The organism is Streptomyces sp. NPDC007983 (genome assembly GCF_042958345.1).
In the GTDB taxonomy this organism is placed as follows: Bacteria; Actinomycetota; Actinomycetes; order Streptomycetales; family Streptomycetaceae; genus Streptomyces.
This window is the reverse complement of sequence record NZ_JBIBJI010000001.1, coordinates 626,256-639,237: the sequence shown is the minus strand read 5'-3', so window position 1 is coordinate 639,237 and position 12,982 is coordinate 626,256. Positions and strand designations below refer to the sequence as shown.

The following is a 12,982-nucleotide window of genomic DNA, read 5'->3' as shown; positions in this document are numbered from 1 at the left end:
TCCTTCTGTCGTCTGCGGCTGCGGGTGGCCGACTCAGATGTCGAGGAAGCGGACATCCTTGGCATTGCGCTGGATGAACGAGCGCCGTGCCTCGACGTCCTCGCCCATCAGGACCGAGAACAGGTCGTCGGCCTGCGCCGCGTCGTCCAGCGTGACCTGGCCGAGGACCCGGCTGTCGAGGTCCATGGTGGTCACGCGCAGCTCCTCGGCGTTCATCTCGCCCAGACCCTTGAAGCGCTGCACCGAGTCGTCCTTGATGCGCTTGCCCTGCTCACGGCCGGCCTGGATCAGGGCGTCCCGCTCCCGGTCCGAGTACGCGTACTCGAAGTCGTCCCGACCCCACTTGATCTTGTAGAGCGGCGGGCGGGAGAGGAAGACGTGCCCGGCCTCGACCAGGGGACGCATGAAGCGGAAGAGGAACGTCAGCAGCAGGGTGTTGATGTGCTGGCCGTCGACATCGGCGTCCGCCATCAGGATGATCTTGTGATAGCGGAGCTTGGCGATGTCGAAGTCCTCGTGCACACCGGTGCCGAAGGCCGAGATCAGCGCCTGGACCTCGTTGTTCTGGAGGATCTTGTCGACCCGGGCCTTCTCGACGTTGAGGATCTTGCCTCGGATCGGAAGGATCGCCTGGTACTGCGGGTCACGGCCGGACTTGGCCGAACCACCGGCGGAGTCACCCTCGACGATGAAGATCTCGCACTTCGCCGGGTCGTTGGACTGGCAGTCGCTCAGCTTGCCCGGCAGCGACGCGGTCTCCAGCAGTCCCTTGCGGCGGGTCAGGTCGCGCGCCTTGCGGGCCGCCACCCGGGCCGTCGCCGCCTGGATCCCCTTGCGGATGATGTCCGCAGCCTCGTTGGGGTTCCGGTCCAGCCAGTCGGCCAGATACTCGTTGACGATCTTCTGGACGAAGGTCTTCGCCTCGGTGTTGCCCAGCTTCGTCTTCGTCTGGCCCTCGAACTGCGGCTCGCCCAGCTTGACCGAGATGATCGCGGTCAGGCCCTCGCGGATGTCCTCACCGGTGAGGTTGTCGTCCTTCTCGCGGAGCAGCTTCTTGTCGCGCGCGTACTTGTTGATCAGGTACGTCAGCGCGGCACGGAAGCCCTCCTCGTGCGTACCGCCCTCATGGGTGTGGATGGTGTTCGCGAAGCTGTAGACACCCTCGGAGTACTGGGTGTTCCACTGCATCGCGATCTCGAGGGAGAGCAGCCGCTCCTTGTCCTCGGCCTCGAAGCCGATCACCGTGGGGTGGACCAGCTCGCCCTTGCGGGAGTTGAGGTACGTGACGAAGTCGACGATGCCGCCCTCGTAGTGGTACTTCACGGAGAGCGGGTTGCCCTCCTCGTCCACATGGGCCTCGCGCTCGTCCTTCAGCGAGATCGACAGTCCCTTGTTCAGGAACGCCATCTCCTGGAAGCGCCGGGACAGCGTCTCGAACGAGTACTCGGTGGTCTCGAAGATGTCACCGTCGGCCCAGAAGGTGACCGTCGTGCCGGTCTCGTCCGTGGCCTCGTTCCGGGCCAGCGGCGCGGTCGGCACCCCGGTCTTGTAGTCCTGGGTCCAGCGGTATCCGTCCGTCTTGACCTCGACCGAGACCTTCGACGACAGGGCGTTGACGACGGAGACGCCGACGCCGTGCAGACCACCGGAGACGGCGTAGCCGCCGCCGCCGAACTTGCCGCCCGCGTGCAGGACGGTCAGCACGACCTCCACGGCCGGCTTCCCCTCCGAGGGGACGATGCCCACCGGGATCCCGCGGCCGTTGTCGACGACGCGGACGCCGCCGTCGGGAAGGATCGTCACGTCGATGGTGTCCGCGTGACCGGCCATGGCCTCGTCGACGGAGTTGTCGACGACTTCCTGGACCAGGTGGTGCAGGCCGCGCTCACCGGTGGAACCGATGTACATACCGGGTCGCTTGCGGACCGCGTCCAGCCCCTCCAGGACGGTGATCGCACTGGCGTCGTACGACGGCGGAGCCAGAGCCTCGCCGTCGGGGGTGGACGTGATGTTTTCGATGGGGTTGCCGGAATCGGCCACGAAGCGCCCTTTCTGGCACAGCACATGCCGTCTCCGGGCAGGCAGGAGCGGCTGCGTCGTTCAACATGTGTCCGCAAGCGCTCGGTGCGCCAGCGGCGACGGTGTACTCGCCCAGTCTACCGGTAGCGCCGACAAGAATGGGGGCTTGCTGGCGCCTGAGTCCGCATGTGCCGCCCTGAACCGGTCGCCAGCGACTCCCCATATGCGGGGACGGGCTCCAAGAGGCTCACACCGCCACTCAGCGCTTCGGGCTGTCAACCACCGGCGACCGTGACCGGGGTCTCAGCCGTCACCCTGTGCTCAGGCGTCCATACGGGCCCAGGGGCGGCTCCTTACGGGCCCCCGGGTCGCACGGTCAGCCGTAGGTGTCGCCCGGGCCGGTGCTGCCGGGGGAGCGCAGCGGACCGTAGCGCCGGGGCGGTCCGCCGGGGCCCAGCACCTTGATCAACCGCACCGTGCCCTGCCCGAGGTCGGCGTTGAGCCGGGCCACCAGCTGCGGTGCGAGCAGCCGCAGCTGGGTCGCCCATGCCGTGGAGTCGCAGCGCACGGTCAGCACCCGGGCGTCCTCGTCGTACCGCTGCGGCTCACAGTGCTGGGCGACCTCCGGGCCGACCATCTGAGGCCAGCGGCCCATCACCCCGCCGACCGCCGCCGGTGCCTCCCAGCCCCGCTCGGTGATCAGCCGGTTGATCGCCGTGCCCAGCGGGAGCGGATCGCGTCCATCGGCGCGCGCGCCGGAGCGCAAGCCCCCTCGACGCGCCTGCTTCTTCTGCTGGGCGGCCGCTCCGCGGGCCCGCGCCTGCTCCTTGGCGGCGCGCAGCGCGACGCGCGCCAGATCGACGCCCGAGGGCTCGGGGGTCTTGGGGTCCGTCATACCCGCCGCACCTCGCCCTCGGCCACCGCGTAGCGCACGCCCGCCAGCACCTCCGGGACGTCCTCCTCCACGGCCGCCGTGACCAGCACCTGCTCACCGGGGACGACCAGCTCGGCCAGCCGCTCCCGGCGCCGGGAGTCCAGCTCGGCGAAGACGTCGTCCAGCACCAGCACCGGTTCGGCACCCTCCGCGCGGAGCAGGTCGTACGAGGCGAGACGCAGCGCGAGGGCGTACGACCAGGACTCGCCGTGGCTCGCGTACCCCTTGGCCGGAAGCCGCCCGAGCTTGAGGACGAGGTCGTCCCGATGCGGCCCCACCAGCGTGACGCCGCGCTCGATCTCCTGCTTGCGCGCGTCGGCCAGGGCGGCCATCAACCGCTCGTACAGCTCCTCGCGGCTGCCGGCCGCGGTCAGGTCCTCACCGGCCGAACCGCGGTACTCCAGCAGGACCGGGCCGCCGCCCGGGGCCAGCTGCTCGTACGCCTTGTCGGCGAGCGGCTGCAGCACGGAGATCAGGTCGAAGCGCTGGGCGAGCAGTTCGGCGCCGGTCCGGGCCAGGTGCTGGTCCCAGACGTCGAGGGTGGACAGCGCCGCGTCACCGCCGCTTCCGCCGCGCGAGCCGTGCCGCCGGGCCAACGCGGCGGTTTTCAGCAGGCTGTTGCGCTGCTTGAGCACCCGGTCGTAGTCCGAGCGGACCCCGGCCATGCGTGGCGCACGGGCGGTGATCAGCTCGTCGAGGAAGCGGCGGCGCTCACCGGGGTCGCCCTTGACCAGGGCCAGATCCTCGGGCGCGAACAGCACCGTGCGCAGGATGCCGAGCACATCGCGCGGTCTGACCTGCGAGGACCGGTTGATGCGGGCGCGGTTGGCCTTGCCGGGGTTGAGCTCCAGCTCGACCAGTTGCTGCCGGTCCCCCTGGACCACCGTGGCCCGGACGACCGCCCGCTCGGCCCCCATGCGCACCATCGGGGCGTCCGAGGAGACGCGGTGACTGCCGAGGGTGGCGAGATAGCCGACGGCCTCGACCAGGTTGGTCTTGCCCTGGCCGTTGGGCCCGACGAAGGCGGTGACGCCGGGGCCCAGGGCGACCTCGGCCCGGGCGTACGAGCGGAAGTCGGCGAGCGACAGATGCGTGACGTGCATGGTGGGCTGCGCCGACCTCCCCCGGCAGTACTACACCCTTGTGGGGCTGCTTACTTGGTGTTCTCGACCGCGTGACCGCCGAACTGATTGCGCAGCGCGGCGATCATCTTCATCTGCGGGGAGTCGTCCTGACGCGAGGCGAAGCGGGCGAACAGGGACGCCGTGATGGCGGGCAGCGGCACCGCGTTGTCGATCGCGGCCTCCACGGTCCAGCGGCCCTCGCCCGAGTCCTCGGCGTATCCGCGCAAGCGGGACAGCTGCTCGTCGTCGTCCAGGGCGCGGACCGCCAGGTCCAGCAGCCAGGAACGGATGACGGTGCCCTCCTGCCAGGAGCGGAACACCTCGCGGACGTCGGTGACCGAGTCCACGGCCTGCAGCAGCTCCCAGCCCTCGGCGTACGCCTGCATCATCGCGTACTCGATGCCGTTGTGGACCATCTTGGCGAAGTGGCCCGCGCCGACCTTGCCCGCGTGGACGGCGCCGGCGGTCCCCTCGGGCTTGAGCGCGTCGAAGATCGGCTGGACCTGGGCGACGTGCTCGGCCGATCCGCCGTACATCAGCGCGTAGCCGTTCTCCAGGCCCCAGACGCCGCCGGAGACACCGCAGTCGACGAAGCCGATGCCCTTGGCCTTCAGCTCCTCGGCGTGCTTCTCGTCGTCCGTCCAGCGGGAGTTGCCGCCGTCCACGACGACGTCGCCGGGCGACAGGAGTTCGGCCAGCTCGTCGATGGTGGTCTGGGTGGCGGCACCGGCCGGAACCATGATCCATACCACTCGCGGACCCTTGAGCTTGCTCACCAGTTCACCGAGGCTGTGAACATCGGCGACGTCCGGGTTGCGGTCGTATCCGATGACGGTGTGGCCTGCGCGGCGAATGCGCTCGCGCATATTGCCGCCCATCTTGCCGAGGCCGACGAGACCGAGCTCCATCAGTGATCCTTATGCCGTAGTCAGTGCGGTTTTCGTACCTGGGACCGAGCCTACGCCCGCGAGTGTCCGCACAGATGTTGACTACACCTGCTCATCCGCTCGGTCTTCGGCCGCTCAGCCGCTCAGCCGGACCGGCATGATCAGGTACTTGTACGCGTCGTCCGCCTCGGCGTCCATCGCGGGCTTGCCGCTGAGCAGAGCGGGCTTCGTCGACGTGGTGAACGACAGCTGGGCGACCGGGGAGTCGATCGCGCTGAGCCCGTCGAGAAGGAACGTCGGATTGAAGGCGATGGAGATGTCGTCGCCGTCGAGTTGCGCGTCGACGCGCTCCACAGCCTGTGCGTCGTCACTGGAACCGGCCTCCAGGATCAGCACGCCCTGCTCGAAGCTGAGCCGCACCGGGGTGTTCCGCTCGGCGACCAGCGCCACACGCTTGACGGCCTCCACGAAGGGGGCGGTCTCGATCACGGCGACGGAGTTGAACTCGGTCGGGAACAGCGTGCGGTACTTCGGCAGGTCACCTTCGAGCAGCCGGGTGGTCGTGCGGCGCCCGGCGCCCTCGAAGCCGATCAGCCCCTCGCCCGCACCCGAGCCGGACAGCGCCAGGGCGACCGTGTCGCCGCTGGTCAGGGACTTGGCGGTGTCGAGCAGCGTCTTGGCGGGGACCAGCGCGACGGCGGAGACGTCCGGCGCCTCGGGCTTCCACAGGAACTCGCGGACCGCGAAGCGGTAGCGGTCGGTGGAGGCCAGCGTGACGGTGTCGCCCTCGATCTCGATCCGCACACCGGTGAGCACCGGCAGGGTGTCGTCCCGGCCGGCCGCGATGGCGACCTGGGCGGCGGCGGCGGCGAAGACCTCACCGGGGACGGTGCCGGTGGCGGTCGGCATCTGCGGCAGCGCCGGGTACTCCTCCACAGGCAGTGTGTGAAGGGTGAAGCGCGACGAGCCGCAGACGACGGTCACGCGCACACCGTCGCTGGAGATCTCCACAGGGCGATTGGGGAGAGCGCGGCAGATGTCGGCGAGAAGGCGGCCGGAGACCAGGACCGTGCCGTCGTCCTCCACGTCGGCCTCGACGGATACGCGGGCCGAGACCTCGTAGTCGAAGCCGGAGAGGCTGAGAGCGCCTTCCTCCGCCTTCAGCAGGATGCCCGCGAGGACGGGCACCGGCGGACGGGCCGGGAGGCTGCGGGCCGTCCAGGCCACTGCCTCCGCGAGTACATCGCGCTCCACCCGGATCTTCACCGGAAACCGCCTCCTGCTGTTGCTGGCTCGCCCTGCTGGCCTTCGTCGTCGGCTGATGTGCCGGAGACCAGTCTGACGCACGCCGCTGACAGTCGGCGCGGCTCGGGGTCAAGTCGGTGCGAGACGTGTCGGGCGGCCCGGCCCGAAGTTGTGCACAGGCCCCACTTCGAAGCGATTTCCCTGCTCTAACTCTGTGGTCGTAGTAGTAGGGCCTGTGGAAACCGTGGATAACTGACTTTGCGCAGGTCAGGGCCGCTTTTTTGTCCACTGGTCCTGTGGGCGGCACCCGTGGACAACTCACGCGTTCTGTGGACGCCGGAAAGTTCTGCACACGCGATGCACAGGAGACACCCGGTTCTCCCCAGCGGCGTCCCCAGTTTTACCCACCTTCCCCACAGCCCAACCCGGCTCCTTGGTGTGACGCCTTTCACTCGGTCCGGTGAGGGAGACCATTTCGTTGCCGAACAGTGGACAGGCGTGTGGAGAAGCTGTGGGCAACGGGCCTGTGGCTGTGGGCGGCCGGTGGACAACTCGAAGCACGGCCTGTGGGTCATCCCGTCGTCCACAGTCTGTGGACCACGGTTTGCCACAATTCCACATCCGGCTGACCTCGACAGATCCCATCCTGCACCCCAAGCCTGTGGACGGATTCTGGACAACGGAGAAGTCCCCAAGGTGTGGACGTCCCATCCGCTGTGGATCTGTGGAGAACTGGCCTCTCAGGGCAGAGAATCGAACAGCCGGGGAGACCGAACGACGAAGGGCGCCCCGGGAGTTGTCCGTCCCGGAGCGCCCTTGTCCGTCTCTGTGGTCGCTCTGCGACCCTCCGCGGTGCCTCAGCAAGCTCCTCAACGGCTGTCGTACGGAGCACCGCGGCGTGCCTCTGGTGCCGCCGTGTGGCGGCCGTGCGGCCCGCTCAGCCGTTCTTGATGCGGTTGGTCAGCTCGGTGACCTGGTTGTAGATGGAGCGCCGCTCGGCCATCAGCGCCCGGATCTTGCGGTCCGCGTGCATCACCGTCGTATGGTCCCGGCCGCCGAACTGTGCGCCGATCTTGGGCAGGGAGAGGTCGGTCAGCTCACGGCACAGGTACATCGCGATCTGCCGCGCCGTGACCAGGACCCGGCTGCGGGAGGCGCCGCACAGGTCGTCCACCGTGTGCCCGAAGTAGTCGGCGGTCGCGGCCATGATCGCGGTGGCCGTGATCTCCGGGGCCGCGTCCTCGCCGCCGGGGATCAGATCCTTGAGGACGATCTCGGTGAGACCGAGGTCCACCGGCTGCCGGTTCAGGCTCGCGAAGGCCGTGACCCGGATCAGCGCACCCTCCAGCTCCCGGATGTTGCGGGAGATCCGGGAGGCGATGAACTCCAGGACCTCCGGCGGCGCGTTCAGCTGCTCCTGCACCGCCTTCTTGCGGAGGATCGCGATACGCGTCTCCAGCTCCGGCGGCTGCACATCGGTGATCAGACCCCACTCGAAGCGGTTGCGGAGCCGGTCCTCCAGGGTCACCAGCTGCTTGGGCGGCCGGTCGGAGGAGAGCACGATCTGCTTGTTGGCGTTGTGGAGCGTATTGAAGGTGTGGAAGAACTCCTCCTGCGTCGACTCCTTGCTCGCCAGGAACTGGATGTCGTCGACCAGCAGGATGTCCATGTCGCGGTAGCGCTTGCGGAACGCGTCCGCCTTGCCGTCGCGGATGGAGTTGATGAACTCGTTGGTGAACTCCTCGGAGCTCACGTAGCGCACCCGGGTGCCGGGATAGAGGCTGCGGGCGTAGTGCCCGATGGCATGCAGCAGATGCGTTTTGCCGAGCCCGGACTCCCCGTAGATGAAGAGCGGGTTGTACGCCTTGGCCGGCGCCTCGGCGACCGCGACCGCCGCGGCGTGCGCGAAGCGGTTGGATGCGCCGATGACAAAGGTGTCGAAGAGGTACTTGGGATTCAGCCGGGCGGTCGGCTCACCAGGGCCGGACGCGGGCGCGGGCTGCGCGGCGAGCGGGCCGGGGGCGCCGGTCTGCGAGGGCAGGACGGGCGGTCCGCCGCGGGCGCGCTCCAGCGGGTCGGGGAGGTCGTGGCGCTGCTGCTCGTACGGAGGCCGCTCGGGTACGCCGCCGTGGCCACCGGGGCCGCCGTGGCCGCCGTGGTTTCCCGGGCCTCCTGGACCGCCGGCCCCCGGGCCTCCCCCGGGTCCGCCCGGGCCGGGGCGCTCCGTACCGGGGCCCCGGTAGTCGCCGCGCTGCTGCTGGTCGTACGGCTGCTGCTTGTAGCCGGACGAGGAGCGCTGTGACGCGTACGGATCGGCCTCGGGGAAACCGCCGAGCCGGGGCTGCTGCCAGCCGTAGTCGTCATGGGGCCGCTGCCAGGCGGCGGGCTCGGGGCGCTGCTGCTGATAGCCGGGGTACGCGGGGCGGGCGGTCGGCAGCTCGTCGGGCGTCTGGCGGCCGTAGCCGTCGCGGCTCTCGTATCCCTCGTAACCGTCGCGTCCCTCGTAGCCGTCGCGACCGTCGCGGCTGTCGTATCCGTCGCGGCGGCTCTCATAGCCGTCCCGGCTGTCGCGCTGCGGCTGCTGCGGGACGATCGGCTCGCCCGCCGACTCGTCGACGGTGATCGCGATGCGGATCGGGCGGCCGCACTCCCGGCTCAGCGTCTCGCTGACGATCGGGGCCAGCCTGCCCTCCAGCACGCCCTTGGCGAATTCATTGGGGACGGCGAGCAGGGCGGTGTCGGCGACGAGCGCGAGGGGCTGGCACCGTTTGATCCAGTGCTCGTCCTTGGCCTCGACGCCCTGCCCTCCCTGACCCGTGCCTTCTCCCAGAAGCCTCTCGAGCACGCGTGGCCACACTGCGGCAAGATCGGCAGGTACGTCAGCCACAGGGCACGCTCTCTCACTCGCTGGGTGGGGGACGCCGACATGTCCCACGAAAGGTGGTTCTCGGGACGGGTGGGAAGGAATCGGAGCCCGGCCACGGTAGTCAGGCCGGGGTTCAGGGTTCAAGTCGTTGTCCACAGGGTGTGTACAAATGTGCCATGTGATGTCGCCGGTCGTTCCCTTGCCCCGGCGGGCGGGCCGGGCGGTGCGTCATCCGGGCCGTCTGTCGGTTTGACCGGATGGCGTAACCGCGCGTACCGTGACCAGGTCGAGTTGTCGATGGCTGCTGCCGCCTGCCTCCGATGGGCAAGGGTCACGGACTTCATGATCCGTGATCGTGAAGCGGTGCACTCGGGCGTATTGCGAGCTACTCGTGGGCGCACGGTGACAGCCAGGCGATGTACCGCCACTACCCGATTCATTTCTGGAGCCCCCGAGTGAGCAAGCGCACCTTCCAGCCGAACAACCGCCGCCGCGCGAAGACCCACGGCTTCCGGCTGCGTATGCGCACCCGTGCCGGCCGCGCGATCCTCGCGTCCCGCCGTAGCAAGGGTCGCGCCCGTCTGTCGGCCTGAGCAGCCTGACTCAAGGTCCATGACGTGCTGCCTACCGAGCATCGGCTGAGGCGGCGCGAGGACTTCGCGGCCGCGGTACGCCGAGGACGCAGGGCTGGTCGCCCGCTTCTTGTCGTGCACTTTCGCAGCGGCCTCACCAGCAAGAACACGGACCCGCACGCACCTGGGGAGAGCGCTCCCCCGGCGCGTGCGGGTTTCGTCGTCAGCAAGGCGGTCGGCGGTGCCGTCGTCCGCAATCTGGTGAAGCGCAGACTGCGCCATCTCATGCGGGACCGTCTCGATCATTTTCCCGCAGGTAGCCTTGTGGTCGTACGGGCGCTGCCCGGTGCGGGTGAGGCGGGTCACGACCAGCTGGCCCGCGATCTCGACACCGCAGTGCAGCGGCTACTGGGAGGGGTGCCGCGATGAAGTACCCGCTGCTGTGGTTGATCAAGCTGTACCAGTGGACCATCAGCCCGATGTTGGGACCGGTCTGCAAGTACTACCCGTCGTGCTCGCACTATGGCTATACGGCCATCGACCGGCACGGCGCGGTGAAAGGAACGGCGCTGACGGCGTGGCGCATCCTGCGCTGCAACCCGTGGTCGCTCGGTGGCGTCGACCACGTGCCGCCCCGGAAGCATCCGGTGTGGCACCAGCGGCTGCGGAACCGCTTCGGCGGGCACTCCGCTGTGGAACCTGCCGCACAGCCCGAGACCCAGCCCAACGCCCAAGGAGCCTGATTCGTGGACACGATCCTCGGTCCTCTTTATGACGTAGTTTCCTGGATCATCGTCCAGTTCCACTCGTTCTACAGCCTCATTTTCGACCGGAACAGTGGCTGGGCGTGGGGTCTGTCCATCGTTTCGCTGGTGGTGCTGATCCGTATCTGCCTGATCCCGCTCTTCGTGAAGCAGATCAAGTCGACGCGGAACATGCAGGCGCTCCAGCCGAAGATGAAGGCGATCCAGGAGCGCTACAAGAGCGACAAGCAGCGTCAGTCCGAAGAGATGATGAAGCTGTACAAGGAGACGGGTACCAACCCGCTCTCCAGCTGCTTGCCCATCCTCGCGCAGTCGCCGTTCTTCATCTCGCTGTACCAGGTCCTCAACCACATCGCGAACAACAGGACGGTCGGCGTCATCGACCAGTCGCTGTTGGACAGCGCCCGTAACGCGCACATCTTCGGCGCTCCCCTGTCGGTGAAGTTCCTGGACTCCGCCTCGAAGGTCGAGTCCCTCGGAGCCTCGCTGACGGACGTCCGCATCGTGACGATCACCATGATCGTGCTGATGTCGGCGTCGCAGTTCTTCACCCAGCGCCAGCTGATGACCAAGAACGTCGACCTCACGGTGAAGACGCCGTTCATGCAGCAGCAGAAGATGCTGATGTACGTCTTCCCGATCATGTTCGCCGTCTTCGGCATCAACTTCCCCGTCGGTGTCCTCGTCTACTGGCTGACCACCAACGTCTGGACCCTCGGGCAGCAGATGTTCGTCATCCGCCGCAACCCGACCCCCGGCAGCCTCGCCTACAAGGCGCGCCAGGAGCGGCTGCGGGCCAAGGGCAAGCTGAAGGAGGAGCCGGCCGAGGTCGCCTCCAAGAAGGCCGCCGAGACGGCCCGCGCCAACCGCCAGCAGCCCAAGCGGCAGACCAAGTCGCAGCGCACCACCGCCGGCGGCCACGGCCACAGCAGGGCGACGGCGCAGTCGGCGTCCGAGGTGAAGCTGGACAAGTCCGACCAGGAGCCGACGCAGCAGAGCGCGGCGGAGAAGAAGGGTTCGCAGGGCGGCAAGCCTGCCGGCGGCTCGGCCTCCGGCTCCCGGAACACGAAGTCCGGGCAGCGCAAGGGCCAGCAGCGCCCCAAGCACCCGTCCAAGAAGTAACGAAGGAGTCCATCCGTGACGGAAGGCACCACCCCCGCCGCCGAGGGTGTCGACACCCTGACCCGCCTCGAACAGGAAGGGGAGATCGCGGCCGACTACCTCGAGGGTCTGCTGGACATCGCGGACCTCGACGGTGACATCGACATGGACGTCGAGGCCGACCGCGCAGCGGTGTCGATCATCAGCGACTCGACCAGCCGCGACCTGCAGAAGCTGGTCGGCCGGGACGGCGAGGTGCTGGAGGCCCTTCAGGAGCTGACCCGGCTCGCGGTGCACCGGGAGACCGGCGACCGGAGCCGGCTGATGCTCGACATCGCCGGATACCGGGCCCGTAAGCGTGCCGAGCTGACCGAGCTGGGCACCAAGGCCGCGGAAGAGGCGAAGGGCACCGGCGAGCCGGTGAAGCTCAAGGCGATGACGCCCTTCGAGCGCAAGGTGGTGCACGACGCGGTGGCCGCCGCCGGACTGCACAGCGAGTCCGAGGGCGAGGAGCCCCAGCGCTGCGTGGTCGTACTCCCGGCCTGACCAGGCCCGGTCTCATGGTCTACCCGGCCCCGTCTGCGCGCAGGCGGGGCCGAATCTTGTCAGCCTTACATCAGCGTTCACCACAGTGCTCGGTACGGAAGGACGGTCCCCGTGACGGAAGCAGCGGAGCTCCCCCCGGCGCCCGAGGAGGCTCGGGATGTATTCGGTGACCGCTTCCCGGAGGCCGTCCGGTACGGCGAGTTGTTGGCCGATGTGGGCGTGACCCGCGGGCTGATCGGCCCGCGCGAGGTGCCGCGGCTGTGGGAGCGGCATCTGCTCAACTGCGCCGTGCTCTCCGAGGTGGTGCCCGAGGAGGTCACCGTCTGCGATGTGGGCTCGGGCGCCGGTCTCCCCGGCATTCCCCTCGCCCTGACCCGCCCGGATCTGCAGATCACTCTGCTGGAACCGTTGCTGCGCCGTACGAACTTCCTGCGGGAGGTGGTGGAGCTGCTGGGCCTGGACCATGTCACGGTCGTGCGTGGCCGGGCCGAGGAGGTCCTCGGGAAGCTGCCCCCGATGCATGTGGTCACGGCTCGGGCGGTGGCCCCGCTGGACCGGCTGGCCGGCTGGGGGGTTCCGCTGCTGCGGCCGTACGGGGAGATGCTGCTGTTGAAGGGTGACACGGCCGAGGAGGAGCTGAAGCATGCCCGGGCTGCGCTGAGCAAGCTCGGTGTGGTGGGGACCTCGGTGCTGCACGTCGGCGAGGGCGTCGTCGATCCGCTGTCCACCGTGGTGCGGGTCGAGGTCGGGGAGAGTCCCGGGGGTGTGCGCTTCGCCGCGAAGCGCGCCAAGGCGGCGCGCAAGGCGCCACGACGTCGGCCCTGAGCGCTCTGACGTAGACCGGACGGCTTGGTGGGGTGCTCCATACAAGCTGCCTAAACTACGCATACCGGAGTGTCGCGACGGATCAACGGGCCTGCCCGT

At 68.7% G+C, this 12,982-nt stretch carries 12 protein-coding genes; 6 read left to right on the top strand and 6 right to left on the bottom strand.

Annotated features, from left to right (window positions below; translation table 11 throughout):
- Positions 1–33: 33 nt before the first annotated feature.
- The 6 genes from gyrB to dnaA form a co-directional block, all read right to left on the bottom strand.
- Positions 34–2,064, bottom strand: a complete 2,031-nt coding sequence (gene gyrB, locus ACFZCY_RS03020; RefSeq protein ID WP_391168899.1) for a DNA topoisomerase (ATP-hydrolyzing) subunit B — start codon at positions 2,062–2,064, stop codon at positions 34–36.
- A 331-nt stretch (positions 2,065–2,395) separates the two neighbouring features.
- Positions 2,396–2,914 (bottom strand): DciA family protein, encoded by a 519-nt coding sequence (locus ACFZCY_RS03015; protein ID WP_391168897.1) that lies wholly within the window; start codon positions 2,912–2,914, stop codon positions 2,396–2,398.
- Positions 2,911–4,056: a DNA replication/repair protein RecF gene (gene recF / locus ACFZCY_RS03010; RefSeq protein ID WP_391168895.1), complete on the bottom strand. Its 1,146-nt coding sequence runs from the start codon at positions 4,054–4,056 to the stop codon at positions 2,911–2,913. The genes ACFZCY_RS03015 and recF overlap by 4 nt, the downstream gene beginning before the upstream one ends.
- A gap of 50 nt (positions 4,057–4,106) precedes the next feature.
- The gene (gene gnd, locus ACFZCY_RS03005) at positions 4,107–4,985 is read right to left on the bottom strand and encodes a phosphogluconate dehydrogenase (NAD(+)-dependent, decarboxylating) (protein WP_391168893.1); all 879 of its coding nucleotides are present in this window, start codon (positions 4,983–4,985) and stop codon (positions 4,107–4,109) included.
- 114 nt (positions 4,986–5,099) lie between these two features.
- On the bottom strand, positions 5,100–6,230 hold the full coding sequence (dnaN, locus tag ACFZCY_RS03000) for a DNA polymerase III subunit beta (protein ID WP_391168892.1): 1,131 nt from the start codon (positions 6,228–6,230) through the stop codon (positions 5,100–5,102).
- Between the two features lie 916 nt (positions 6,231–7,146).
- Positions 7,147–9,054, bottom strand: a complete 1,908-nt coding sequence (gene dnaA, locus ACFZCY_RS02995; protein ID WP_391168890.1) for a chromosomal replication initiator protein DnaA — start codon at positions 9,052–9,054, stop codon at positions 7,147–7,149.
- A gap of 476 nt (positions 9,055–9,530) precedes the next feature.
- Here dnaA and rpmH point away from each other — a divergent pair, with 476 nt between their 5' ends.
- From rpmH to rsmG, 6 genes are all read left to right on the top strand, one after another.
- A complete protein-coding gene (gene rpmH, locus ACFZCY_RS02990) occupies positions 9,531–9,668 on the top strand; it encodes a 50S ribosomal protein L34 (protein WP_003956500.1) in 138 nt (45 codons plus the stop codon).
- Between the two features lie 24 nt (positions 9,669–9,692).
- Positions 9,693–10,076 (top strand): ribonuclease P protein component, encoded by a 384-nt coding sequence (gene rnpA, locus ACFZCY_RS02985; protein ID WP_361477382.1) that lies wholly within the window; start codon positions 9,693–9,695, stop codon positions 10,074–10,076.
- A complete protein-coding gene (yidD, locus tag ACFZCY_RS02980) occupies positions 10,073–10,390 on the top strand; it encodes a membrane protein insertion efficiency factor YidD (protein WP_009716485.1) in 318 nt (105 codons plus the stop codon). The genes rnpA and yidD overlap by 4 nt, the downstream gene beginning before the upstream one ends.
- Before the next feature lie 3 nt (positions 10,391–10,393).
- Positions 10,394–11,533 (top strand): membrane protein insertase YidC, encoded by a 1,140-nt coding sequence (gene yidC / locus ACFZCY_RS02975; RefSeq protein ID WP_391168889.1) that lies wholly within the window; start codon positions 10,394–10,396, stop codon positions 11,531–11,533.
- Between the two features lie 15 nt (positions 11,534–11,548).
- Positions 11,549–12,058: a R3H domain-containing nucleic acid-binding protein gene (locus ACFZCY_RS02970; RefSeq protein ID WP_055545943.1), complete on the top strand. Its 510-nt coding sequence runs from the start codon at positions 11,549–11,551 to the stop codon at positions 12,056–12,058.
- 111 nt (positions 12,059–12,169) lie between these two features.
- Positions 12,170–12,883: a 16S rRNA (guanine(527)-N(7))-methyltransferase RsmG gene (gene rsmG / locus ACFZCY_RS02965; RefSeq protein ID WP_055545944.1), complete on the top strand. Its 714-nt coding sequence runs from the start codon at positions 12,170–12,172 to the stop codon at positions 12,881–12,883.
- Positions 12,884–12,982: the final 99 nt, after the last annotated feature.

Coding starts and splice junctions, on each gene's coding strand:
- yidD (WP_009716485.1), top strand. CDS start 10,073: ATGAAGTACCCGCTGCTGTGGTTGATCAAGCTGTACCAGTGGACCATC.
- recF (WP_391168895.1), bottom strand. CDS start 4,056: ATGCACGTCACGCATCTGTCGCTCGCCGACTTCCGCTCGTACGCCCGG.
- gnd (WP_391168893.1), bottom strand. CDS start 4,985: ATGGAGCTCGGTCTCGTCGGCCTCGGCAAGATGGGCGGCAATATGCGC.
- ACFZCY_RS03015 (WP_391168897.1), bottom strand. CDS start 2,914: ATGACGGACCCCAAGACCCCCGAGCCCTCGGGCGTCGATCTGGCGCGC.